23 protein-coding genes are annotated in these 24,875 nt (G+C 64.9%); 6 read left to right on the forward strand and 17 right to left on the reverse strand.

Annotation, left to right across the window (positions count from 1 at the left end; genetic code table 11):
* Nucleotides 1–108 precede the first annotated feature (108 nt).
* The 3 genes from ACFWPX_RS01210 to ACFWPX_RS01220 are packed head-to-tail and all read left to right on the forward strand — an operon-like array spanning nt 109 to nt 3,921.
* Nucleotides 109–1,650 (forward strand): LVIVD repeat-containing protein, encoded by a 1,542-nt coding sequence (locus tag ACFWPX_RS01210; RefSeq protein WP_378924807.1) that lies wholly within the window; start codon nt 109–111, stop codon nt 1,648–1,650.
* Nucleotides 1,651–1,670: 20 nt separating this feature from the next.
* Nucleotides 1,671–2,276 carry a DUF305 domain-containing protein gene (locus ACFWPX_RS01215; RefSeq protein WP_378924809.1) on the forward strand — a complete coding sequence of 202 codons (606 nt, stop codon included), beginning with the start codon at nt 1,671–1,673 and terminating at the stop codon, nt 2,274–2,276.
* 49 nt (nt 2,277–2,325) lie between these two features.
* Nucleotides 2,326–3,921, forward strand: coding sequence for a GMC oxidoreductase (locus ACFWPX_RS01220; protein WP_378924811.1), 1,596 nt, complete (start codon nt 2,326–2,328; stop codon nt 3,919–3,921).
* A 316-nt stretch (nt 3,922–4,237) separates the two neighbouring features.
* Here ACFWPX_RS01220 and ACFWPX_RS01225 read toward each other — a convergent pair whose 3' ends face one another.
* Together ACFWPX_RS01225 and ACFWPX_RS01230 are read right to left on the reverse strand one after the other, a co-directional pair.
* Nucleotides 4,238–6,013, reverse strand: coding sequence for an acyclic terpene utilization AtuA family protein (locus ACFWPX_RS01225; protein WP_378924813.1), 1,776 nt, complete (start codon nt 6,011–6,013; stop codon nt 4,238–4,240).
* The gene (locus ACFWPX_RS01230) at nt 6,010–7,131 is read right to left on the reverse strand and encodes a CaiB/BaiF CoA transferase family protein (protein ID WP_378926074.1); all 1,122 of its coding nucleotides are present in this window, start codon (nt 7,129–7,131) and stop codon (nt 6,010–6,012) included. Before ACFWPX_RS01230 ends, ACFWPX_RS01225 begins: the two co-directional genes overlap by 4 nt.
* A gap of 160 nt (nt 7,132–7,291) precedes the next feature.
* Between ACFWPX_RS01230 and ACFWPX_RS01235 the strand changes: the two genes are divergently transcribed.
* Nucleotides 7,292–7,960 (forward strand): helix-turn-helix domain-containing protein, encoded by a 669-nt coding sequence (locus ACFWPX_RS01235; protein WP_378924815.1) that lies wholly within the window; start codon nt 7,292–7,294, stop codon nt 7,958–7,960.
* Nucleotides 7,961–8,010: 50 nt separating this feature from the next.
* On the opposite strand, the gene ACFWPX_RS01240 is transcribed toward ACFWPX_RS01235, so the two are convergent.
* From ACFWPX_RS01240 to ACFWPX_RS01310, 15 genes are all read right to left on the reverse strand, one after another.
* Complete coding sequence (locus tag ACFWPX_RS01240) at nt 8,011–8,973, reverse strand: NADP-dependent oxidoreductase (protein ID WP_378924817.1); 963 nt, start codon at nt 8,971–8,973, stop codon at nt 8,011–8,013.
* A 22-nt stretch (nt 8,974–8,995) separates the two neighbouring features.
* The gene (locus ACFWPX_RS01245) at nt 8,996–10,177 is read right to left on the reverse strand and encodes an acyl-CoA dehydrogenase family protein (RefSeq protein WP_378924819.1); all 1,182 of its coding nucleotides are present in this window, start codon (nt 10,175–10,177) and stop codon (nt 8,996–8,998) included.
* Nucleotides 10,178–10,208: 31 nt separating this feature from the next.
* Entirely contained in the window at nt 10,209–10,988 is a 780-nt protein-coding gene (locus tag ACFWPX_RS01250; RefSeq protein ID WP_378924821.1) for an enoyl-CoA hydratase-related protein, read from the reverse strand.
* A gap of 23 nt (nt 10,989–11,011) precedes the next feature.
* Complete coding sequence (locus tag ACFWPX_RS01255) at nt 11,012–12,184, reverse strand: acetyl-CoA C-acyltransferase (protein ID WP_378924823.1); 1,173 nt, start codon at nt 12,182–12,184, stop codon at nt 11,012–11,014.
* 120 nt (nt 12,185–12,304) lie between these two features.
* Complete coding sequence (locus tag ACFWPX_RS01260; protein WP_378924826.1) at nt 12,305–12,835, reverse strand: nuclear transport factor 2 family protein; 531 nt, start codon at nt 12,833–12,835, stop codon at nt 12,305–12,307.
* A gap of 84 nt (nt 12,836–12,919) precedes the next feature.
* A complete protein-coding gene (locus ACFWPX_RS01265) occupies nt 12,920–13,669 on the reverse strand; it encodes an N-acyl homoserine lactonase family protein (RefSeq protein ID WP_378924828.1) in 750 nt (249 codons plus the stop codon).
* 7 nt (nt 13,670–13,676) lie between these two features.
* Entirely contained in the window at nt 13,677–14,591 is a 915-nt protein-coding gene (locus ACFWPX_RS01270) for an amidohydrolase family protein (RefSeq protein ID WP_378924830.1), read from the reverse strand.
* A 129-nt stretch (nt 14,592–14,720) separates the two neighbouring features.
* The gene (locus tag ACFWPX_RS01275) at nt 14,721–15,611 is read right to left on the reverse strand and encodes an SDR family NAD(P)-dependent oxidoreductase (protein WP_378924832.1); all 891 of its coding nucleotides are present in this window, start codon (nt 15,609–15,611) and stop codon (nt 14,721–14,723) included.
* Between the two features lie 50 nt (nt 15,612–15,661).
* The gene (locus ACFWPX_RS01280) at nt 15,662–16,441 is read right to left on the reverse strand and encodes an SDR family NAD(P)-dependent oxidoreductase (protein WP_378924834.1); all 780 of its coding nucleotides are present in this window, start codon (nt 16,439–16,441) and stop codon (nt 15,662–15,664) included.
* Between the two features lie 48 nt (nt 16,442–16,489).
* Nucleotides 16,490–17,236 carry an SDR family NAD(P)-dependent oxidoreductase gene (locus tag ACFWPX_RS01285; RefSeq protein ID WP_378924836.1) on the reverse strand — a complete coding sequence of 249 codons (747 nt, stop codon included), beginning with the start codon at nt 17,234–17,236 and terminating at the stop codon, nt 16,490–16,492.
* Nucleotides 17,237–17,239: 3 nt separating this feature from the next.
* Nucleotides 17,240–18,094, reverse strand: coding sequence for an enoyl-CoA hydratase/isomerase family protein (locus tag ACFWPX_RS01290; protein WP_378924838.1), 855 nt, complete (start codon nt 18,092–18,094; stop codon nt 17,240–17,242).
* A 53-nt stretch (nt 18,095–18,147) separates the two neighbouring features.
* On the reverse strand, nt 18,148–18,546 hold the full coding sequence (locus ACFWPX_RS01295; RefSeq protein ID WP_378924840.1) for a MaoC/PaaZ C-terminal domain-containing protein: 399 nt from the start codon (nt 18,544–18,546) through the stop codon (nt 18,148–18,150).
* The gene (locus tag ACFWPX_RS01300; protein WP_378924842.1) at nt 18,543–19,013 is read right to left on the reverse strand and encodes a MaoC family dehydratase N-terminal domain-containing protein; all 471 of its coding nucleotides are present in this window, start codon (nt 19,011–19,013) and stop codon (nt 18,543–18,545) included. Before ACFWPX_RS01300 ends, ACFWPX_RS01295 begins: the two co-directional genes overlap by 4 nt.
* A gap of 31 nt (nt 19,014–19,044) precedes the next feature.
* Entirely contained in the window at nt 19,045–20,223 is a 1,179-nt protein-coding gene (locus tag ACFWPX_RS01305; protein ID WP_378924844.1) for a serine hydrolase domain-containing protein, read from the reverse strand.
* 18 nt (nt 20,224–20,241) lie between these two features.
* Nucleotides 20,242–21,438, reverse strand: coding sequence for a CaiB/BaiF CoA transferase family protein (locus tag ACFWPX_RS01310; protein WP_378924846.1), 1,197 nt, complete (start codon nt 21,436–21,438; stop codon nt 20,242–20,244).
* Between the two features lie 446 nt (nt 21,439–21,884).
* Here ACFWPX_RS01310 and ACFWPX_RS01315 point away from each other — a divergent pair, with 446 nt between their 5' ends.
* Both ACFWPX_RS01315 and ACFWPX_RS01320 read left to right on the forward strand, forming a co-directional pair.
* Nucleotides 21,885–23,057, forward strand: coding sequence for an ABC transporter ATP-binding protein (locus tag ACFWPX_RS01315; RefSeq protein WP_378924848.1), 1,173 nt, complete (start codon nt 21,885–21,887; stop codon nt 23,055–23,057).
* The gene (locus tag ACFWPX_RS01320) at nt 23,054–24,775 is read left to right on the forward strand and encodes an ABC transporter permease (protein WP_378924850.1); all 1,722 of its coding nucleotides are present in this window, start codon (nt 23,054–23,056) and stop codon (nt 24,773–24,775) included. The genes ACFWPX_RS01315 and ACFWPX_RS01320 overlap by 4 nt, the downstream gene beginning before the upstream one ends.
* The last annotated feature ends 100 nt before the right edge of the window (nt 24,776–24,875 follow it).

Genomic DNA, 24,875 nt, shown 5'->3' on the forward strand with positions numbered 1-24,875 from the left:
AACACGGTTACTCATGGATGCGGCAGACGTCGAGCCGCACCCAACTACTGCAGCCGCCCGACATCTTCCCGGAAAGGCGGCCCCACCGACGGGGCCGACACCCAACCCATGACCTCCTTGTTCACACGGACGGCGCGACGCTGCGCCGCCGTCGCGGCGGTAACGCTGCTGATGCCGCTCGGTGCGGCGTCCACCCAGCCTGCCGCCGGTTCCCCGACGGCGCAGGCAGTGAGCCCGGCCGACTGCCTACCCGGTTCCGTCCCGGAGACCGGACTGCAGGGCGATGTGCCCGCCGCCGACCGTGACAGCGGCCGCACCCGTGACGGATTCCGATGCAATATGCGTCTGCTCGGCAGTTCGGCAGGCCGTGGTGGCGGCATCACCTCGGTGACCTACGACCACTGCGCCTACATCGGCACCTTCTTCCCTGGCAATCTGCTCGGTCCCGACATGGGTGTGCGGGTGCTCGATATCGCCGATCCGACCGCGCCGGTACAGACCACGACCCTCACCGAACCAGCCATGCTCGCGGGGACTTGGGAGAGCCTCAAGGTCAACGCGGCGCGAAAACTGCTGGTGGGCGCGGGTGTTCCCGCACTGACCGGTGCCGGACTGTTGTCGGTGTACGACATCTCCGACTGCGCGCACCCGCGACTGCTCAATCCGGGTCCAGGAACCGATCTGGCGCTGCCGGTGCCGATCACCGCCCATGAGGGCGGCTTCTCCCCCGACGGGCGCACCTACTGGGCCTCGGGAACGGCACCCGGTCTGCTCAGCGCCGTCGATCTCACCGATCCGGCGAGCCCACGCGTGATCTGGCAGGGCCTGCCCGGGTTGTCGATGCACGGATTCGGCATCTCACCCGATGGCAACCGGATGTATCTGGCCAACAACATCGGCGGGATGAAGATCCTCGATGTCAGCGCGGTGCAGCGCCGCGACGCCGAACCACGCGTGCAGGAACTGGCCGACATGCCGTGGACCGACGGCTGGGCCACCCAGCATGCCGTTCCCGTGACCTACCGGGGAACGCCGTACGTCTTCGCCGTCGACGAGGCAGGCTCGGGCGGGGTCAAGCTCATCGACGTCACCGACGAGCGCCGACCCCGGCTGACGCAGTCGATCAAACTCGCGATCAACCTGCCCGAGAACCAGGACAGCCTGATCGCCTCGGCCTCGGGCGGCTCACTGTTCGCCTACGACGCGCACTACTGCGCCGCCGACCGGCAGACCGACCCCACCGCGCTGGCCTGCAGCTGGACCTCCTCTGGCATCCGCGTGTTCGACGTGCGCGATCCCGCGGCGATTCGCGAGATCGCCTACTTCAACCCGCCCGCGCGCACCAACGAGAACGCCGAACTGTGGAACTCGCCGCACGCGCTCGCCTCGATCATCGGGCCACCGCTGCTGGCGGCCCCGACCGTGGCCCAGGCGATGTTGCAGGGGCAGTTCGATCCGCAGCAGGCCCTCAGTTCGCGCACCGGCACACTAACTTTCGGTGATCTGTCCACGGACTGGTGCTTCTCGCCGCCGGAATGGCGCGGGAACCAGCTGTGGACCACCTGTGCGGACAACGGTTTCGTGGCGCTCGAGCTCGCACCGACGGTGTACACCCCGCCTGCCGATCAGGCATCGACCACCGGGTCATGAACCGGCACAGGCTTTTCCGTGTGTCGGCCGTGGCTGGTCTCGCCGTCTTACTGATGGCGATGGGCATGGCGCTGCGGCCGGTGCTGATCTCGGATGAACCCACGCGGCAGCCGGTGCTGAACGCGACCGAAATCGGCTTCGTGCAGGACATGGTCACCCATCACAGTCAGGCACTGATGCTGGTGCAGCGGCTCGACCCCGGTGTGGAGCCGTCGGTGGCGACGCTGGCCGACCAGATCGCCGACTCGCAGCGCACCGAACTGGGAATGCTGCTCGGCTGGTTGCGGTTGGCCGGCGCACCGGTCACCGCCCCGCATCCGATGGCCTGGATGCAGCAGTCCGGGGCACACCCGCATCGGGCCGCCGCCGCATCACCCGACTCGGCCATGCCGGGAATGGCGACAACCGCAGAACTCGACCAGCTCGCCGCCGCCCGCGGCCCACAGGCCGAGGCGCTGTTCTTGCGACTCATGCAGCGCCATCACTACGGCGGTATCGAGATGGCCGCCGCCGCCGACGCACTGCTCACCGGCGGCGAAGTCGAGCGCACAGCGCGCGGCATGCTCACCGAGCAGGGCCGCGAGGCCGGTCTGCTCGACCTACTACTCGCTCGACGTAGCGGCTGAACCTCCGCTCCTGATCGTCGAACCACCCCCAAGAATGAAAGTTGCTGACATGTCCGAGTTCACCCGCCGCTCACTGCTGACCGGCGCCGCGGCTGCCGGGCTCGCCCTGGCCACCTCGCGCACCGCCTCGGCCCACAGCGGCACCGCGGTCCGCACCGGCGGCGTGCCGCTGACCAGGCACGAGCGCCGGGCCGTCGTCATCGGTTCCGGATTCGGTGGCGGCGTGACCGCGCTGCGACTGGCGCAGGCAGGCGTCGATGTGCTGATGCTGGAACGCGGCAGAAGGTGGGAGACCGGCCCCAACTCCGAGACCTTCCCGCGCGCTTCTCAACCCGACAAGCGCCTGCTCTGGCACCGCTCCAACCCGGTGTTGTTCGGCCGTCCGATGGTGTTCGAGCCGTACGCCGGTCTGGTGGAGGCGGTGGCAGGGGCCGGGATGACCGCGCTGTGCGCCGCGGGCCTCGGCGGCGGCTCGCTGATCTACCAGGGCATGTCGTTGCAGCCCACCCGCGAGGTGTTCGAGACGCACTTCCCGGCCGAGCTCGACTGGGGGCTGATGGACCGGGTTCACTATCCACGGGTCGCCCGCATGCTCGGGCTGGCCACCGCGCCCGACGAGCTGGTCAACCACGAGAACTACCTGGCGGCAAGGATTTTCGCCGATCGCGTGCGCGCCGCGGGCATGCCGCTGTCGAAGATCCCGATGCCCATCGACTGGGACTACGCGCTGGCCGAACTGCGCGGCGAGATGAAGCCGTCCTATACCAACGGCGACGGCGCGATGGGTGTGAACAACGGCGGCAAGAACTCCGTCGACGTCACCTATGTCGCAGCGGCCGAGGCCACCGGCCGGGTCGACGTGCAGACCCTCCACGAGGTCACCGACATCGAACGCGCCCCCGACGGCCGTTGGGTGGTGCGCGTCGACCGACTCGACATCACGGGCACCGTGCTGGAGAACAAGATCATCACCACTCCCACACTGGTGCTCGCGGCAGGCAGCCTCAACACCACCCGCCTGCTCGTGCGAGCGGGCGCGAAAGGCCAGATCCCCGACCTGCCCGACGGTCTCGGCGGCGGCTGGGGCACCAACGCGGACCGAATCTATGTGTGGCGCAACCCGTCCGCCGGATTCGGCACCGCGCAGGGCGGACCGGTTGTGTACGGCAGCAAGAACTGGGACGACCCGAACGCGGCATTCACCGTCATCCAAGCCTCGATTCCACCGCTGACCGTCGACCCCGGCAGCACGATGCTGGTCGGCTACGGCGTGAGCACCGGGCGCGGCGAGTTCGTCTACGAGTCGGGCACCGACAGCGCGACCCTGCGCTGGCCCGGCGACGGCGACCGGGCAATCCAGGACGGCCATATCGACCCCGCCGTGCGCCGCATCGCCGGACCCGACAGCATGCTCCTCGACACCAACTCGGTATTCCCCTCCACCTGGCATCCGCTCGGTGGCGCGAACATGGGCACCGTCTGCGACCTGGACGGCCGGGTGCTCGGCCAGCGCGGTCTCTACGTCATCGATGGCGCACTCATGCCCGGTAACACCGCCGCATGTAATCCTTCGATGACGATCGCCGCCGTCGCCGAACGCGCGCTCGACAACATCGTCCACACCGATGTGGGCACGGTGATCTGAGCCGTAGACACCCGTCGCCGCGCACCGCTGCCCGGTGCGCGAGGTCCAGGATCACGTCGGCCCGCGCACGCCGCCGCATTGGCGAAATGCGCGGGTCGGCGCGACCTGACGTCGCGCACCCCGGTGGCCAGGTCCGCAAGCAGCGCGCGGACGAGGTTGGCCGACCGCAGCCAGGCTCCCTCGCAAAGTTCGGCCAGACGAAGCGAGAGCAGCCTCGCACGCTCGGCCGACGGACGGCCCACAACAGTGATGACGACCTGCTCCAAGTCACCGCCCCAGAGACGAACAGGTCCGGGGTCGTCGCGGCAGTCGTGGATCATGCTGGTTGGAGAATCTCCCGCGGGATGGGGACGGTGTGGCTCGCGAGATACTCTCCGATGGCCTTGCCCTGGGCATCGATCCTCGTGCAGGAGGACACTCCGTCCTCGAGGAAGCCGGTGACGACGAAGTTGAGCCCGAGCAAATTGTCGAACCGGTAGCGGTCGATGGGGAGGCCGGCTGCTTCCGGCACGAGTTCCACGAATCGCTCGACCGTCAGGTAGGTGGTCAACCATTCGTACGCTTCGGCTGTCCGCACCCAAATGCCGACGTTGGCCTTACCGCCCTTATCGCCGGACCGAGTGATGGCGATATCACCCAGGACTGCCGGCGTCGTCGGCCCGAATCGAGAAAGGTCGGTGACTCCCCCGGGCTCGGGAGCAACCGGCTCGGTATCCTCACCGATCAGCCAAGGCACCCTGATGTCCGGCCGCCCATCGATGCGGACCACAGGCGATACGAGCGACTTGTCGATCAGGCAGGGCCACTGAACGCCGAACAGTCGCCCGTTTTGGGGCGTTGTGGTCATGAAGTGGCCCGGAATACTGGCCAAGCACATCTGGACGATTCTGTCGGAGAAGCCCGTTCGTCCAACCTTGGTGGCGTCGCGGTCCCGGACGTGCAGGATGACCAATGCGGTCGCTTCGTCGTAGGTGCCGTCGATCGGCTTGTTCGGGCCGATGACCGACCAGCGAAATCCGTCGAAGGTCTCGGGGGTGCCGACACGCCCTTCGATCTGGCGTTTGAGCCAGGCGATCTTCTCCGGGATATGTGCGCCGGTGACGCCGATGGTCATCATATTGCGGTAACCACCCTCGTAAGTCAGCGAGAGCTTCGTGGTCGTCGTCGGGCGACTGCCTCGGACGCCGGAGACCTGCACGCGATCCTCACCCAGATCGGCCAGCCGGACCGTGGCGAGGTCGGTGATGACGTCGGGGTTGTGGTACTTCGGGCTGCCGACCTCGTAGAAGAGCTGTGCCTTGATGGTGTCGACGGTGACGACACCGCCCGAGGGTGCGCTCTTGGAGATGATCGAAGTGCCGTCAGCGGCGATGTCGGCAAGGGGCAGTCCCGGGTGCCCCAAATCCTCGTGCTCGTAGAAGTGCCCGTACATGCCGCCGGTGGCCTGGCCGCCGCACTCGATAATGTGGCCGACGACAACAGCCGATGCGAGCTTGTCCCAATCCTCTCGGTCCCAGCCGAAGTACCAGGCAGCGGGCCCGACGACGAGAGAAGCATCCGTCATGCGGGGACAGACCACAATATCCGCGCCTGCATCGAGTGCTTCGACGATCGGCCAAGCACCGAGATAGGCGTTTGCGGTGAGGATCTCGTGCTGGGCGAGGTCGAGCTTCTCCCCGGTGTCCATGTTCGCGAGCACCGCGCCACCGAGGTCACTGTCGAGCGTCTCCCGTAGGTTGTCGCCGACCACGGCCGCGACCGTCAGGTCGACGCCGGCCTCGCGGCATACCGCCCGAATGGCGGCGGCGCACTCCTCCGGCGCGAGGCCTCCGGCATTGGCGACAACCTTGACGCCCTGGTCCTTGATCTGCTGCAGGTTGCCTTCGAGCTGGGCGACGAAGGTGCGAGCATAGCCGGGGCCACCGCGCAACTCGGCCTTGCGGAGGATGAGCATCGTGAGCTCGGCGAGGTAGTCGCCCATCAGCACATCGACGCCGTTGTCCAGGAGTGTTTTCATGTTGTCCGGGCAGTCGCCGTAGAAGCCGGAGAAGGCTCCGATTCGCAGTTGAGCCCGATGCTGATCGGTCGTCATTTTCCCTCACCTCGCAAATCGATCTTGCCGTTGTCCTGGCCGAGTTTGGGTGCGGCCCATCTGATTCGGCCCGGTGTTCGCATCAATTTCGGCACCGGCGCCGGCATGCGAACGGTGCCGTACTCTTCGGTCTCGACGGAAACAAGGCTTCCGCGTTCGTTGATGTGCGGGTCGGTGGCCAGGTCGCTCGGCTTGAAGACGCGACCGGCGACCACCCGCACCTCGGTCAAGCGCTCAATGGCTATATCGGAGCTGTGTTTGGCGACCCAGCGCCGCAGCGCCGCCGCTGCCTCGACCGAGCTCGACGTCTCCAGTGTGTAGTCGCCCTCGCTGCGCAGGAAGGCGATCAGGTTGTCGATCGTGGTGGTCGTCGCCGCCGACACCACGACGAATGCACCGTCGGCGGCGGGACAGATCTCGGTCACGAACGCGCCCGCGAACGGAAAGGACGCGCCGTTGCGTTCTGCGTCGATGCCGAGCTTCTCGAAGAACGGGATCTGCCACTCGATCATGCGGAAGAGACCGTCATATATGCCGAGGTCGATCATCTGCCCCTTGCCCGAACGATCGCGCTCGAAGAGCGCCAGCATCACCCCCCATGCGCCATACAAGCCGGTGATGAGGTCCGCGAGCGAATAGCCTGGGTGCACCGGTGGTGCGTCCTTGTAGCCGGTGATGTTCGTAGCACCGCTGAACGCCTCGGCGATTTTCCCGAATCCCGGCCGGTCGCTATAGGGGCCGCCGCGCCCGAATCCCGAGATGCGCAGCATCACCACCCGTGGATTGAGCTTCTCCACGTCGTCCCAGCCCAGCCCGTATTGCTCGAGGGCACCTGGGCGATAGTTCTCCACGATCACGTCGCTGGAGGCCACCAGCTCCTTCACATACTGGTTGTCATCGGGATCGGCCAGGTCGACCTCGACACTTCGTTTGTTCCGGCTGGTCACGGTGAACCACAGAGTCTTCCCGCCGTCCGGTCCCATCCGGCGCAAACTGTCGCCGGACCCAGCGCGTTCGATCTTGATCACCTCCGCGCCGAAATCAGCGAGCAACCCACCACAGAATGGTCCTGCCATCGCATGGGCGAACTCGAGAACCCGAATACCATCCAGGGGCATCGCATCGGACACAGCTGAGTCCTTTCAAAGTGCAGACGCGGGCCGTACCTATCCCGCGTCTTCTATAGAACGAATGTATACTTGAGTCTAAAGTTAGACAGAACTCTATGCCAGGGTCGATGCCCGGTCAAGAGTTTTCGATTGCAACGAAAGGTGGCCCATGGCTCAGAAATCAGGCAGCGCACACACCGAAGCCGCTCCCGACCAACCCGGCTACATCGACCCCTCGTCGGACAGGCGCACCCGCAGTCGCCAGCGACGTCGCAACGAGGTGTACGCAGCCGCCGTGGAACTCTTCATCGACCGCGGCTTCGACCGCACGACAATCGACGAAATCGCCGAACGTGCGGATGTTGCCCGCGCCTCCGTGTTCAACTACTTCCCGCGCAAAACCGCGTTCCTCGATGAATGGACCGCGCGCCGTCGCGCACGCGCCACGGCCGTGACGACCGCGGTGGCGGGCGAGACACTCGATCAACTGCTCCATCGCTATATGACCGAGATGGCAAAGATCAGCGAGGAGACGCGCGACGAGACCCGCGCCATGCTGTCGGCCACGCTGCAACAGACGAACTTCCTGGCCAATCCGGAGCTGGCCGACGAGCTGGCGGCGCTGATCAGGAATGGTAGAGACGCCGGGGCCGCGCCGGCGTATGTCAATGCCGAGCAGGTCGGGCTGATCCTCGCCACGGCCTACTTCGCGGTCCTCGCCAGGTGGATTACCCCGGATACACCCGAGTTCGACCTCGAGCGCGAACTACTGATGCTCGTCGATACCGTCCTCTACGGTGCCTACTCACCGCGGCAGGCCGAACCCCGCCGACCGTGAGCGGCACGCATCGAGCGACCCACGCACCGCCTCCGGGGCGACGAAACTCGTCAGTCCCCGAAGGTGAGTACGAGGCGGCCTCTGGTACCCCGAGCGGCCAGTCGACGATGCGCGTCGGCCGCCTCGGCGGCGCGGTAGGTGCCCGCCACTCGCAGTTCGAGCTTTCCGTCCTCGACCAACTCGCGGAGCTCGTCGAGTCGATGCGTATCCCGCAGGTAGTAGCGGACCTTCACCGCGTGGAACGTCACCCCGTCGATGGGCGGTCCTTCGTAGTGACGCACCGTCGCGATACGACCGCCTGCACGCACCGCTCCGGCGACCTTCTCGTTCAGCACGGCGGTATCGACGAGACCGTCGACGCCACCAGGCGCCGCCGCCCGGAATCGGTCGGCAACACCGTCGCCACGCTCGACGACGACGTCTGCACCCAGGGCCTCGACGAATGACCTGTCGGCAGGTGAGGCGTCGCCGACGACCCGGAGACCACGCGCCTTGGCGAGCTGGACGGTATATCCGCCGAGTGTGCCCGCCGCCCCGGTCACACCAACCGTCTGCCCAGGTGTCAGGCCGAGTTCATCCAGGCACGCCAGTGCGGTGAGCCCGTTCATGAGTAGCGTCGACGCCGCGATGTCATCCACTCCGGCGGGCGTTCGCACCACAGATTCGACCGGCAGGACGATCTGCTCGGAGTAGGCGCCATGGGTGCCCTTGGGGAAGACGACCCCGGCGACGTGCTCGCCGACCCGGAGGTCTGTCTCGGTGCCCGGACCGATCTCCTCGAGGATGCCCGCGATTTCCATGCCCGGCACGAGCGGCCTGTCCTGATCCCGCAATTCCGGTGCGGGTTTCCCGTCCAGCGCTCGAACGCCGGCACGCCGGAGAGTGTCGGTCGGGCTGACAGCGCTCGCCCGGACTCGAATGCGTACCTCTCCGGGACCTGGTACCGGGTCGGGGAGGTCGACGAGCTGGAGGACCTCTGGGCCTCCGAAGTCGAAGTGACCGATGGCCTTCATTACTGCCTTCCGATGTCGTTGCTCAGTAGCTGCGCGGCAGACCGAGGCTGCGCTCAGCGATGTAGTTGAGGATCATCTGGTTGTTGATCGGGGCGATGCGCTGAATGCGGCTCTCGGCCCAGAAACGCCCGATGTGGTATTCCCTGGCGTAGGAGTAGCCGCCGAAGACCTGCATGGCGTCGTCGGCGGCCTGGAACGCCGCCTCGGAAGCGAGGTACTTCGCCGCGTTCGCGAGCGTGCCCACGGCCGCACCGCCCTTGGCCTCGTACTCCGCGACAGCCTGGTAGACGACCTGGCCTGCCGCGAGCAGGTTGAGATAGCCGCGGGCGATCGGGTGCTGAACGGACTGGTTCATGCCGATCTTCCGGTCGAAGACAACACGCTCGTTGGCATATCGGGTGGCGTTCTCCACCGCCCAGCGCCCCATTCCCAGCACCTCGGCGGCGATGTAGAGGCGCTCGCTGTTGAGGCTGTGGAGAAGATGGTAGAAACCCTGGCCGATTTCACCGATGATCTCGGCATCGGCGACCGGATGGTCACGGAATACCACCTCACACGAGGCCACAGCATTGCGTCCGATCTTGGGGATCGGGCTGATATCGATGGTGTCGGCCTCGAGGTCGGTCATGATGAGCGTGAGCCCCAGGCCTTTGCGCTGACCGGGTTCGGGCGTACTCGTCCGAGCCAGCAGCATGATCTTGTCTCCCTGGAGAGCCCCGCTGTTCCAGACCTTCGCACCGTTGATGACCCACCCGTCCCCCTTTCTCGTGGCGCGGGTGGAGATCTGCGTGGTGTCGGTGCCGGCATCCGGTTCGGTGACACCGAAGGTGACGAACAGATCGCCAGAGGCGATCTTGGGCAACAACTCGCGACGCTGCTCCTCGGAGCCGAAGGTGAGCAGCGAGGGGATGCAGAGCTGCGGGAGGTGGACGGCGCTGGCCGCGTTGAGTGCGCCACCGGCGGCCGCGACCTCCTCGAGGATCACGACCATATCGCCGAGGCTGCCACCCCCGCCGCCGTACTCCTCAGGAATGACCACACCGGAGAAGCCCGCGTCGGCGAACGCACGCCGGAAGTCCTCGGGAAAGATGTGCTCGCGGTCGTGTTCCTCCCAATAGTCCAGACTGAACTTCGAGCACAATGTCTGGACGGCCTCGCGCAGGTCGCGCTTGATCTCCAAGTGCGGAAAACGCTCTATCGCCATTTCCTACAAGTTCCTTTCGCGATCGTCAGGTTCAGTGCCCGGTCCACACAGGCTTGCGCTTCTCGGCGAACGCCCGCGGCCCTTCGGCGGCGTCCTGGCTGGTGTAAACCCGGTAGAAGATCTGGTGGGCGGCGGCAAGCGCGGCGGACTGTCCGACTTCGGTCGCCACCTCGACGGCCTGTTTGGACGCCCAGACGCTCAGCGGAGCGTTCCCGGCGATGACCTCGGCCATTGCCACGGCCGACTCGAGAAGCTCATCGGCAGGCACGACCCTGTTGATCAATCCGACCTCGTAGGCCCGGTGTGCGCCGATCGGCTCGCCGGTCACCAGCAACTCCATCAGGATCCGTTTGGGAAGCATCGAGATCAGTGGCACCGCCCATGGCGCGCCACGGCCCCGTTTGACCTCACTGATGGCGAACGTCGCTTCGTCCGAAGCGATGGCCAGGTCGCAATTCTGAGCGAGGAGAAAACCGCCTGCCATCGCAAAACCGTTGACCGCGCCGATGACCGGTTTGGTCAGTCGCCCCTTGCTGCCGAGCATGATGAAGGAGTTCTCCGGCGGAACCGCCATCTGGGTGTCGGCCATCTCTTTGAGATCTCCGCCGGCACAGAAGGCCTTCCCGTTCCCGGTGAGGACGGCGCAGCGCAGATCGTCATCGGTGTCGAACCGGTCGAAGGTATCGCGCAGGGCTTCGCGGAGTTCGGCGTTCAGCGCGTTGCGCTGGCCGGGCCGGTTCAGTGTCGCGATCAGGACGTGACCGCGCTGTTCGAGGTGGAGTACCTCGGTGTCTGGATATCCGTCCAGCATTCGGTATGTCCTTCCGTGCGGGGTCAGTCGACCAGTTCGAGGATGGTCGCGTTCGAGACCCCGCCGCCCTCACACATGGCCTGTAGCCCGTACTTGGATCCGGTGGCCTCCATCGTGTTGAGCAGCGTGGTCATCAGACGACCACCGCTCGCGCCGACCGGGTGGCCGAGTGCGATGGCGCCACCCCACTGATTCACCCTGCTGATATCCGCACCCGTCTCGGCCCGCCACGCCAGCGGCACCGAGGCGAAGGCTTCGCTGATTTCGAACGCGCCGATGTCGTCGATGGACAATCCCGCGTTCCCGAGGACCTTGCGGGTCGCCGGGATGAGCGCCGTCAGCCGGATGACCGGGTCGTCGCCTGCCACCGCTGCCGAGTGCACCCTGGCGCGGATCGGAAGGCCGAGTTCCTTCGCCTTCTGGCTGGTCATCAGCAGCAACGCGGAGCTGGCATCGCTGATCTGGCTGCTCGATCCGACCGTGAGCAGCCACTCGATCTGGGGGTAGAGGCGAGAAGCCTCCTCGTCGACAAATGGCGACTGCAGCCTGGCCATCGACTCCAGTGTGCCGCCGGCGCGGATGCCTTCATCCACGCTCAACTCATCCATCTTCACGAGCTCGTTCCCGAACGCCCCGTCGAGGGTTGCCCGGTGTGCCTTCTCGTGACTCGACAAGGCGAACTCGTCCAACTGCTCGCGGGTCAGACCCCACTTCGCCGCGATCAGTTCCGCGCCGACGAACTGGTTGGGAATGCCGTTCGGGTAGCGGGCGCCGAACATCGAGCCGTACAGGTCGGTGCCGTCCGGCGTATCGGAACCCATCGGCACGCGACTCATCGATTCGACACCGCAGGCGATCGCCACGTCGTAGCCGCCGGCGATGATGGTGTGGGCAGCGAAATGTACCGCCTGCTGGCTGCTGCCGCACTGGCGATCGACCGTGGTCGCGGGCACGCTGTCCGGAAATCCGGCGGCGAGTAGCGCCGTACGGCCGATATTCAGCGCCTGCTCGCCCAGCTGGGTCACACAGCCGGCGATCACGTCGTCGACGATTCCGGGATCGATGCCGGTGCGCTCGACCAAAGCTGCGATGGAGCGCGCCAGAAGGTCCGCCGGATGCACGTCGTGGAGGGCTCCCTTTGGACGACCCTTGCCGATCGGGGTGCGCACGGCGTCGACGATAACGGCGTCTCGCATGGTTCAACTCCTTCGGATCTGCTGAATGCGCAATGCAGCCAGAAATGTATATTTAAGTCCGTTGTTAGACTCAAGTCTAATGCGGATCGGCAAAGCAATCAAGAGCGGATGGGCTGCCGTTTACTGCGTCGGTGGGTCGAGTCGAGGGAGCACCGGCCGCTGGTACGACATATCGTTGCGGTCTCGAAAACCCTTGAAGTTCATGGCAAGTCGCTCGCGCATATGCGAAGCGTCAGCGGTCGCCTGCCAGTCGAAGATGAGCACCCTCGTCTTGATCCGCCATTCGTCACCGCGCTTCTCGAAATGATCTATATAGCGGCCGCCCAGCAATTCGACCGTGCCACTCACCTGGTTCTTGATCGAGGCGAGGAAGTAGGTCTCGGCATTCGCCCCGGCTGCGCCATCGAACTCCACCCAATGATTGGTGACTGCGTGCTGACCGGCCTCGCGCCCTTCCTGGAGGGGCAACCACCAGTCGAGGAAGTCGTCGACGGTGCCGTTGACGGTTCCATGGCAGGTGTGGGCATCTTCCCAGTAAGCGGATCGGAACAGATCTATGTCTAGACGATCGAGGCCGCGTGTATAGCGGAGCACGCATTCCCAGATCGCATCTTTGTCGGCCAGTCTTTGCAGCACGGCGGATTCATTCATGCTGAAGCGCCACCCCTTCCGGTGTTCATTTGCTATTACAGGTGAGATCGATAGGCGGTTTCGGGGTGAGTGCCCCCGACGCCACTAGTCGAAGAACGGGTGATCCGCGACGGTGAGATCGTGGCTGGGAATGACTGCGCAACCGAAGCCTTCGATCTTGTCGAACGTGCGGAAGTAGTCCTCGAGGCTCGTGAACGACCCGGACGGAATGTGCGCAATGCCGGCGTCGCCTTCCCAGTTCGCGTAGCAACTGATGCAGTCGCCGGCGATCAGGTACCTCTTCGACGCCTGAACCAGCACGCCCTGGGAGCCAGGGGTGTGCCCCGGCAGAGTAACCACGTCGACGCCCGGCATGAGCTCATAGTCGCCGTCGCGGCCGACTGTGCGGCCGAAGGCTTTGGCCCAGGCAGGCGACATGCCGGGCTTCCGCTCGTAAGATGCGCGGCCGGTCGGGAGAGGATGCGCCGCATAGTGCAGTTCGCTGCCCTGAACGAGGATTTGGGCATTGGTGAAGAGGTCGTTGTTCGAGCAGTGATCCCAGTGCAGGTGGGTGTTCACCACCACCTCGATGTCCTCGGGTTTCACTCCAGCCTTCGCGAGCGCGGCTCGCGGCTCCTCATCGGGGAGCTGGGTCATATCGAAGCCGTGACGTTCCTTGACCTCGGCCGGGGTACCCGGACCGGTGTCAACGAGGAGAAGCTTGTCGCCGCCTCGCACGAGGAACATGTAGATAGCGAAGTCGATCCCCTCGAATTGACCACGTGAGAAAGTGAGCGCGGCTTGGGAAAAGCCGTGAACAGTGCCGACTTTGAGTGCTTGAACCGTGAGCGCCATGTGATCCCTACTCCGCGCCGTTACCGACCGACGGATGCCAATTGAGCTGCTGCGCGAGCGCTTCGCCGTAGATCAGGTCGAGCTGCTCCTGAGCCAGACCCGGAATCTCTGCGAGATAGAACCGGCCGTCGTGATAACTGTGCAGGGGTGCCGTGCGGCTGTAGTCGCTGCCCCAGTACACCCGTTCGGCGCCGAACGCATCGACGAGCCGGGTGATGGGCTGCCAGATGTCCTTGAAGGGATGGACATCCACTGAGAGCGACGGCGCACCCGTGAGCTTGAGTCCGATGTTGGAGTACCTCGCCAGGTCGGCGACGGCATCGATGTGCTCGAACGGCTCGGCGGGCCGGTAGCCGAGGATCGGCGGAGCGTAGCCGGTACCCAGATGGTCGATCAGGAAGAAAACGTCGGCGTTTCGCTCGAAGAGCTCGACCAGCCGAGGATCGAGAGGATGCCGCAGCGACAGCGTGACCACCAGGCCGAGGTCGGCGCACAGGCCGAGGACATCGTCGAACTCCCCGCGGGCAACACGCTCCGGCTCGCGCAGCTCCAGGATACGAACGCCAACGAGGCCACGAGCCGCGGCGGCCTCCAGATGCTCGCCGAGGCCGGAGGCCAGGTGGTCGATCAACCCCGCGACCCGAAAGCGCTCGGGATGTTCGGCGGTCGCTTCGAGCTCGAGCTCCAGACCGGTGCCGTACATGCCGACAGGTACCAGGAGTGCCGCGTCGACCTCGGCTTCCTTCATCTCGGCGAGCGCCATGCCCGGACTGTTCGTCTGGCCGGCGTGTTGGAGGTAGCTCGGCCGATCCGGGATGTACTGAGGACGGAACTCCGGTACCCACGGGCGACTCGGACGATCCGAGTAGAAAGTGTGGATTTGAGCGTCTATGACCACCATGTCGATGTGTTCTCCTAGCATCCGGTGCCACTTCTCGAGCGAGTAGCCCGACTAAAAATGGATCGTAGATTAATGATGTACTCGAATCCATGCAATCGTCGATCTGGCGCGCGGAGAAGAGGGCGAGTTCCGAGCGCGGCGATTGCCGACTCATTCCGGCGCTCGGCCGGAGACCAGTAGTGGGACCAGTTCCGCGAGTTCGGCAACGGTCCACCGCGCCGGCTTGTCGATCATCCGTCCCGGTAGCCACCGCTCATAACGCTGGACCGTCCCACCACGGGCGAACAGGATCTCCCCGGTGAGCGGGCAGTCTCTGGTCGCAAGGTAGGCGATCAGTGGCGCGACGTTCGCCGGGTCCCACTCATCGAAAATTTCGGCGCCACAAGGAACTCGGATGGCGTCGGCCAGCGCCGTGATCCCGAGCGTCATGCCGGTGCGACCGGCCGGCGCCACACAGTTGACGCGCACACCGTAGGGCGCCAGTTCATCGGCCGCGACGTGAGTGAGGGCGATGATGCCGCCCTTGGCGGCCGCGTAGACGGAATGACCGGCGATGGCATTCAGCGCCGATCGCGAGGTCGTGTTGATCACGCAGGCCATGGCGGGCTGTCCAGATTCGTGCACGCTCATCCAATGCCGCGCCGCCGCGCGCAACGTCAGAAAGTGGCCACGCAAATGGACGTGCATGATCGAGTCCCATGCACCGAGCGGTGTCTGCGCGATCGGGCCTTCGTACCAGTTGCCAGCGTTGTTGACGAGCACGTCAAGCGCGCCGAACCGCTCGAGGGCCACCGCGACCAGCGCATCCGCTGACTCCTCGGCCCCGATATCGCCCAGGTACGCAGCGACCTCGGCCCCGGCACCGCGGAGCTCGCCCACCAGCCCGGCGAGTGGATCGTCACCCGGTGTCGTACCACTGGTGCCGTGGTCGGCGAGCACGAGGCGCGCGCCTTCAGCCGCGAAAAGCCGGGCATACTCCCTGCCGAGACCGCCCGCCGCACCCGTGATCACTGCTACTCGACCGGCGAGAGACTCACTCACCGCGACAGCCCTCGATCGAGACCCGAGTTCGTCGTCGAGTCGAGTGCCTCCTAGCCGCGCTGGCGCGAGGCATACCAGTCACCTTCGATCGTCAGACCGCCGTCGACACGAAGGGTCTGGCCGGTGATGAACGAGGCCTGAGGGGAGAGGAGGAACATGATCGCGGCCGCGATCTCCGCCGGGTCAGCGAACCGGTCCAGCGGTGTTCGCGCGATCACTGGCGCGGCGTCGAGTTTGCCGTCACTCACGAGACGATCGATCATCGGAGTGCGCACGTATCCGGGAGCCACGCAGTTGACCCGGATGTCGGGCGACCACTCCACGGCCAAGCCACGGGTAAGGCCCTCGATGCCGGATTTCGCGGCGCCGTAGTTCGTGCGGCCAGGAAGGCCGACCGATCCCGCGATGGACGAGATGTTCACGACCGCGGCGCGATCACTGTTCGTGAGGTACTGATGGGCGGCCCGGTTGACACGCATGTGCCCGTTGAGGTGGATATCGATCATGCGCACCCAGTCCTCGTCGGCACCCTCCGCGGCGATGATGGGCTGAGCGATGCCGGCACAGTTGACGACCGCGTCCAGTCGACCGTCGAACCTCTCTGCCGCCGCCCGCACGGCGTCGGTGACCGCGGCGTCGTCGCGTACATCGGCGGGGATCCCCACGGCGACGTCGGTCCCCAGCTCATCGACCTTCGCCCGCACGGCTTCCGGACTCAGATCCAGGATGGCGACGCGGCCTCCGGCGGCGGCCCACTGGTCGGCAGTGCTGCCACCGATCCCGCCGGTACCGCCGGTCACGAGGAGCACGGGTTTGCGATTGTCGTTCACGAATACGAATCCTTCTGATCGAGATTTGTCCGGTCGGATGCGCAGCGATCAGTTGATCGTCGCGCCGCTGTCGACCCGGTGGACCTGGCCGGTGATGTGAGGCGATTCGTCGGACGCGAGGAACAGCGCCGTGTTCGCGATGTCGACTGGATCCAGGACGCCGAGTAGGTGTCGTTCCGCGAGCTTCTTCGCCCGCTCTGTCTGCGCCCTGGCAGCCACTCGCGGGCTCAGCGTGGTGCCGGGCGCGATCGCGTTCACCCTGACGTTGTCCGACGCGTAGCTGAGCGCCATGGCCCGCGTCATCGAGGCGACACCCCCTTTGGCGGCCGAATAGAAGTCGCGCTGCGGGATGGCCATCAGGGCCGTCATCGAGGTCAGGTTGATGACCGAACCGCCACCGGCCCGGATGATCTCGGGCAGGGCGAACCGGCAGGCGAGAACGGTGCCGAAGAGGTCGACATTGATCACTCGCCAGAACTCGTCGAGCGGTGCTTCGGTGACGCGTCCGTCGCGTCGAGAGGAGCCTCCGGCCGTATTGCACAGTGTCGTGAGGCCACCGAATTCGCTGACGGCCCGCGCGACCGCGCGCTCCACCTGTCCGGGATCGGTGACGTCGCAGGCGAGCGCGAGCAGTCGCTCACGATCCGGGGTCGCCACCGACTGCGTCACCGCTCGGGCGTCCAGGTCGGCGCCGGCCACGAGCGCCCCCTCCTCGAGGAACCGCCGGACGACGGCGCTCCCGATGCCGCCTGCCGCACCCGTGACGAACGCGATCTTGCCCTCCAGCCGCGCCATGACCTACCCGTCCATCTTCTGCAGCAACTCACCGAGGAGGTGCTCGAGCCGGGACTCGCCGCCGACCGTCTCGCCGCCGATCTCGAGGAACGTACGAATGGCGTCCGCAGCCTCGGGGCGCGCCGCCAACTGCTGGAGCGCGAAGTTCTCATCACGCAGACCCTCGGCGAGTGGTGTGGAATCGAACTGCGCGATCAGTCCCTTCGTCCGCTTGATCACTTCGGGGACGCATTGCGCCACTCGCCTCGCGTAGCGGTCGACATAACCTCCGATCTCCGCCGCAGGCAGGGCGCGCGTCAGATACCCCCACCGTTCGGCCGTCTCAGCGTCGAGGTCCAGTGCGCCAAGGATGAGCTCGGTCGCCCGGGAGCGTCCCACCAGCCGTGGGAGCACCTGCGTGGCCCCTCCGCCCAGGCCGGTTCCCATCGGGACACCGAAGCTGTTGAAAACGGCCGATTCGACTGTCCCGTAGCGCAAATCGCAGGCCATGACGATCGCGGCGCCGCCGCCGGTCGCGCGTCCGTCTACCTGGGCGATAGTGACCTTGTCCATCGAACGCAGACGCTCGGTGATTCGATGAACGGCGTTCATCGGCACCTCGTCGCGAGTACTCGGCACCTCGGCCATTTTCAATTTCTCGAAGTCGTCGTATTTCGCATGGCAGAGGAAGAAGCCGGGCGTCGAGCTACCGAAGACAGCAACCACGACCTCGGGATCCACTGCCAGTTCCGTTGTCACCCTGTCGAACTCGGCGAGCAGCTCGCCCGTGATCAGGTTCATCGGCGGGTGCGCGATCTCGACGGTGACGATCCGGCCCTCTCGATGCACGCGAAGCAGTTCATATCCTTCGACGTTCACTCTTGTCCTCCACTGCTTTCCGTCGTTGTTCGTTGTCCGCGTCAGAGCAGGCATCAGCTGACGTCGACCACGGCCTCACCGCGAACAGTGGTCGTCCCGTCCCGCAGAGTTATCGCGAGTTCGACTGTGGCCAGGCCGTTCTCGATCCCGACCACACGTCCGGAGCACACGAGCTCGGCGTAGAGCGGCGTGATCGCGGTGAACCGGGCCTGATAGGAGCGAATGCGCTCTTGGGGCACCCACTCGGTGAGGTACCGGCCGAGATAGGCCATCGAGAGCATGCCGTGAGCGAAAACGTCGTCGCGGCCGCGGGCCTTCGCGGCATCGATATCGATGTGGACGGGCTGGTGGTCGCCCGACGCACCTGCGAACAACGCAAGTGTGCGCCGAGTGATCCGGTCGATTTCGAGTATGGGAAGCGCGGTCCCGACAGTGAGGTCGTGGTTTGTCATCGGCCCGCCTCCTGGTGGAAGACACCGAGAGTGCACAGCGCGTCCGCGATCGGCGTGCCGTCGTTGCGGGTGATCCGGGTCCGCTTCACCACGAACTCCAGGGCGCCGCCCTTTTTGATGTACACATCCGCGATGCTGCGATGGAAGGTCAGGGTGTCGCCGGCGAAAGCGAGGTTGTGGTATTCGAACGCCTGCTCACCGTGGGTGGTGCGATCGAGGTTCACCCCCAGGGCGGCGAGCCACGAGAGTGGTTGGGGTAGCTCGAGTTCCAGCGCGTTGCCCAGGAACGTCGGAGGCACGACGACGTCAGGGTGGCCCGCCATTTGCGCGGCCGCACGATCGAGGTAAACGGGATCGGTCAGCCCGATCGTCTCGGCGAAGAAGCGCAGCCTGCCGCGCTCCATCTCGAACACCACTGGTTCGATCAGCAGCCGCAGGGCACTGTCGCGGTCGATGAGGTCGGTCATCTACTCGGCTCTCTTGGAGAAGGTATGCGACTCAGAGGTTCTCGTAGACGGCCCGGTAGTACGAGCCGTTGAGCTGATCCCTGCCCGAGTAGCACTGGTTCATCGTGTAGGCGAAGGTGATGCCGCGCTCGACGTCGGCGATCGCGCACGACCCTCCGGTGCCGTACCAGTACGCCGTCTTCTTGCCGGGGCGCAGGAACGGCAGCGGGCCGCGTTTGTTGTCGGTTTCGTCGGCGAGGGCATAGCCGATGCCCCATCGGATCGGCCTGTTGTAGTACATGTCGATCCCGTTGGCCTGTTCCGAGAAGATCAGGTCGATCGTGGCGGGAGTGAGGAGGTCGACACCACGCGATACACCGCCGTTGGTCAGCGCCGAGATGATGCGTCCCAGTCCCCTGGCGTTCGTGTGGCCACTGCTTCCGCCGAACTCGGTCCGCCACCACTGGGGTGAATTGAAGACGGTGAACGGATCGCCCATGGTGCCGGCAAACGAGCCCGCCCTCGTCTTGGCGTTGATGATCTCGGCTGGCGTCTGCAGGTCCTCGGGTGCCGCCTCCGGCGCGGGGCCGTCCTCGACGGGGTAGATCGTCGCGATCCGACCGAAGTCTGCTTCGGCGACGCCCAGCTGGAACGCGGCATCGAGCGGGGCGGCGAACTCGGAGGCGATGAATTCCCGCAGCGTCTTGCCGGTGACGCGGCGTACGAGTTCACCGATCAGGTGACCGTATGTGCTTGCGTGGTAGGCGCTCGCAGTGCCTGGCTCCCACCAAGTTGATTGCGCGGCCAGTCGCGAGGTCGACGCTTCTATATCGAAGGCGTCCTCGAAACGGAACGGCTCCTCCCAACCCGAGACGCCACTCGTATGGCTCATGAGGTGGCGGACGAGAACCTTGTCCTTGCCGTGCTGAGCGAACTCGGGCCAGTAGTCCGCGACCGGGGCATCGACATCGAGTCCCGCGCGGTCGGCCAGCACCAGTACGGCAAGGCTGGATACCGTCTTCGAGCCCGAGAAGACGTTGACGATCGTGTCCTCGGCCCACGCATCGGAGTGCTCCCGATCCTTCCAGCCACCCCAGATATCGATGACGTCCGCACCACCGATATTGAGGTAGAGGCTCGCGCCGACTTCCTTGCCGAGGTCGATATTGTCCGCCAGCAACTGTGCGACGCGCTCGAAACGCAGGTCATAGGCGCCATGAATGTCAGCCACTTTTTTTCCTTTCGTACTTCACACCGCGCCGTTGTCGCGTAGCTTCTCGATCTGCTCGGCGGAGTAGCCGAGCAGCTCCGTCAGTACCTCGCCGGTGTGCGCGCCGAGCGCCGGTCCGGTGCCAGATACCGTGGCTTCGAAACCCGAGAATCGGCCGGCCGAGGCGGCCATTCGTACCGGGCGGCCGGTTTCCTCGTCGAATACCTCGACAATGGAGCCGCGGGCCGCGATGTGCGGATCCCGCGCGATCTCCGCCGCCGAGTACACCGGCCCACAAGCGACGCCTGCCGTCGCGCAGATCTCGACCAAGTCGGTCAGCTCATGAGAGCGGGTCCACTCTTCGACAGCTCCTTCGATCTCGTCGCGATGCGAGATGCGCTCAGGGTTACTGTCGTACTTCAGTAGGTCGGGTCGGCCCATCAGGTCGACCAGTCGCTTCCACAAAGTTTCCGTCGACGCAGGGATGCAGACGAACCGGTCGTCCTTCGTCGGGAACATGCCGTTCGGGCAGATGAGTGGGTTGGAATTGCCACTTCGCTCCATGACGGTGCCGTCCTCGGCATGGGCCGCTATCTGATCCTCGAGGATTCTGAACATCGGCTCGTACAGGCCGATGTCGATCAGCTGAGGTTCACCGGTCAGGTCGCGCTGACGCAGCGCGAGCATCACGGCGAACGCGCAGTACATGCCGGCGATACCGTCGCCGAGCATGGGGTACCCCGACTGCGACGGCGGCGAGCCAGGGAAACCCGTCCGGAAAGTCAGGCCGGAGAATGCCTCGGCGACACGTGCGAACCCTGGACGATCCGCGTATGGCCCGGTCCGGCCGTAGGCCGTGAGCTGGAGCACGATGATGTCGTCGCGGACCGCGACGAAGTCGTCGAAATCGAGGCCCCATTTCGCCAAAGTCTCAGGGCGGAAGTTGAGCAAGACGATGTCGCATGACTTAGCGAGGTCCATGAGAACCTGCCGACCCTCTGTCTTGCGGAGATCGAGAGTCAGACTACGGCGATTCTTGCCTACGACCTTCCACAGCAACGACACCTTGCCCCGGAACGGCGGGTAGCGGCGCATCGTGTCTCCGGCGCCCGGCTGCTCGACCTTGATGACCTCTGCTCCGAATTCCGACAGGAACGAGGCTGTCGTCGGCGCGGCCAGCAGAGAGGCCGCATCGAGGATTCGAACACCCGATAAGGGTCCCACCCGTGGCGCCATCTAGTTGTCCTTCCGATCGACTTCACTTGGACTGAAGATCAAAGTTAGACAGCAATCTAGATTCAAAGTCGGCGATAGTCAAGGCGCACCCCAGGATGTAGGGGGAGCGACAGTAAGGGACCAGCAGCTCTGCCAACTCGGCACCCAGGTCCAGGGCGCGCCGAACGTAGCGTGGACCCCAGTGTGATCCAGATCAAATTAGCCCTTGACTGTGACCGTCACCATATCTAGTCTCAAGTACAATCTTGATCTATGGTCCATCCAATGAGGGGGTTGAGCGTTGGAAGCCTACGTCGGGGTCGCGAGAAGAGTCTCGAATCCGGTGCGAGTCGGACTTGTCGCCCCTCCCCCATCTCCGCGATCCGATTCGCCTCCGACAGCAGGTCGGACGACGGTTTTCACCCCACAGACTTCCCTGCTTCGAATCTCAACAGAAGGAATCCGGCATGACCCGAACTCAGATCAGCGTCACCCGTGCCCGTCGCCATTTCGTGCGCCGCGACAAGTCTTCCGTGAAGGCACTCGATGACGTGTCGTTCGACGTCGAGTCAGGAGAGTTCCTGGTCCTGCTCGGGCCGTCCGGCTGCGGAAAGTCGACGTTGCTGCGTGCGATCGCGGGACTGGAGCAACTCGACTCGGGAGCGATTTCCCTCGATGGCCGCACCGTCGTCGATACCGACCGACGGATCGAAGTGCCAACCGAAAACCGTCAACTGAGCATGATGTTCCAGTCGTACGCGCTCTGGCCGCATATGACCGTGGCGGAGAACATCGCGTACCCGCTGAAAGCGCGCAATATCAAGAAGGCCGCGACCAAAGGGCGCGTGAACGAGGTACTCGCCTCGGTCGGTATCCCCGAATTGGAATCACAGTACCCCGGGCAGATCAGCGGCGGTCAGGCCCAGCGCGTTGCCCTCGCCCGGGCACTGGTCTCGCGCGACAACATCGTTCTGTTCGACGAACCACTCTCCAATGTCGATGCCAAGGTCCGCGAACACTTGCGCGCGGAGATCGCTCAGCTGCACCGTGAGTCGGGATTCACGGCTGTCTATGTCACCCACGATCAGGAGGAGGCGCTGACGCTGGCATCCAGAATCTTCGTTCTGCGAAACGGGAAGATAGTTCAATCGGGAACACCCCAGGACATCTACGATCGGCCCAACTCTCGATACGTCGCCCAGTTCATGGGCTCGGTCAATGAACTCACCGCGACGTACACGGGCGGCTCCGGGGAAGGACCGTGCTCCGTCGAGACATCGCTGGGGCGTATCGAAGTCGAATACCCCGACCGCGTCAGGGGTGCGCTGACGGTGTTCTCACGCCCGGAGGCCTGGGCCATCACGCGGCCGGACGCGCCATCCGCGGTGATGGGACCCCGCTTCTCCGGGGTGATTCGCGAGGTAGTGTTCCTCGGATCGGTCTCCGATATCAGGGTCGACATCAACGGCACCGACATCGTTGTGCGATCCACGGACCGGCAATTCACCCGCGGAGACCACGTAGTCGTCTCGATCGAATCCGGGCGTCTCATCGGCCGGCCGGACGCGGACGAGTTCGATGACGCTCCCGTCATCGCCTCCGACGACGAACTCGAGTTGGTCGGCGGCGCGGCATCATGAATATCTCCGCCACGAGCTTCGCCCGACCGAGATTGCCCAGGCCGAAGTCGCCGTTCAATACGTTCGTAGCGGCCGTCTGTGCCGCGCTGACACTGCTCATCATCTATCCGCTGGTCGGCACGATCTGGAAACTCTTCTCGGGTGCCGAGGGCTCAGTGCTCGATTCCCTCGTCGATGTCTACGGCAATCCGCGCCTACCCACGGTCCTATCGAATACCGCACTCGTGGTCGGGGCCAGCATTGTGGTCGCGGTGATCGTCGGGACGACCCTGGCCTGGCTGAACGAGCGTACGAACGCTCGGGTCGGCTGGTCTTCCGATGTCCTACCGGTCGTTTCGTTGCTGGTACCGTCCACCGCCGGTGCGATCGGCTGGCTACTGTTGGGATCTCCGTACGTCGGCTACGTCAACGGCGCTCTGCGGAATCTGGGGAATCTCATCGGGGTCGGAATGCCCGACCTGAATATCTTCTCCCGCCCAGGCATGATCTTCGTCTACTCCCTCTATCTGATCCCCCAGGTTTACCTGGTAGTCGCCGCCGCGATGCGCAATATCGACCCGGCGATGGAAGAGGCGGCCCGCGTCAGTGGTCGGCGTACGATGCGGGTGTTCCTGACGGTGACCCTGCCGGCTGTCCGCCCTGCCGTTATTTCCGGAGCTTTGCTCGCACTGATATACGGGCTTTCGATGTTCTCGATTCCGCTCATCATCGGTACTCAGGCAGAAGTGCCCATCTTGACCGTCGAGATCGTGCGAATGGTGACGGTCGACTATCCGGCCGACCTGCTGGGTGCCGCCCTGCTGTCACTGCTGTTGCTGCTCGCCGTCCTCGCCATGAACTCCGCAGCCCGGTCTGTGAGCAAGCGTGGCAACCACGCGACCATCGGCGGAAAGGCGAGTGGTCAGAGCGTCTATCGCTTCGGCTGGGGTCCCAAACTTCTTGCCCGGATATTCATGTTCGGTTATGTGACCATCGGGTGCCTGCTGCCTGTTGCAGCGCTCTGCCTGGTCGCGCTGCAGCCCTACTGGTCCGGTGAGTTCAATATCAACTTCCAGTTGGATGCCTTCCGTGGGATCTTCGAATCCGGCACCCAGACGGCCCTGGCACTGCGAAACAGCCTCGGGCTGGCCGTGATCACCGCCACGATCTGCATGGGCGTCGCGATCTTGGTCGCCTATCAGATCGCCAGGGCCAAACGGTTGGGTGAACCACTCAACGCCGTCACCAAGCTGCCCGGAACCGTTTCGCACGTCATCCTGGCGATCGCGTTCTTGAGCGTATTCGCCGGTCCGCCGTTCAGTTTGGGTGGCACCGTCGCGATCCTGTTGCTCGTCTACGTGGTGCTCTACATAACGCAGGCCACGGTCTCTGCGCAGTCAGCGGCGCTTCAGGTCGGGAAGGACCTCACGGAAGCGTCTCTGGTTGCGGGGCGGGGCCCGGGTGAGACGCTGCGCCGGATCTCCTTGCCGCTCATGACCCCTGGAATCGCGGCGGGTTGGGTGTTCGTCGTCGTCCTGGTGATCGGCGATATCACTGCGTCCGCAATCCTGGCCGGCACGAACAGTCCGGTCGTGGGATTCACCATGCTGAGTCTGTTTCAGAACAGTACGTACACCTCACTGGCGGCATTCGCGACCATCGTGACCCTGCTGTCGACGGTAATCGTGGTGACGACGCTCGTCTGGACGAACAGGTCCCGGGATCGGCTGAAGCGATGATCCCCCGGCGCGCCGTCGATGGTGAAACGCCTGATGCGGAAACAAGTCCGGCGGATTCGCCGAAAGCGCCATGAGAACTCAGGAGAGTAAGGCAATGCAC

It is taken from the genome of Nocardia sp. NPDC058518 (assembly GCF_042719655.1).
Taxonomy (GTDB): Bacteria; Actinomycetota; Actinomycetes; order Mycobacteriales; family Mycobacteriaceae; genus Nocardia.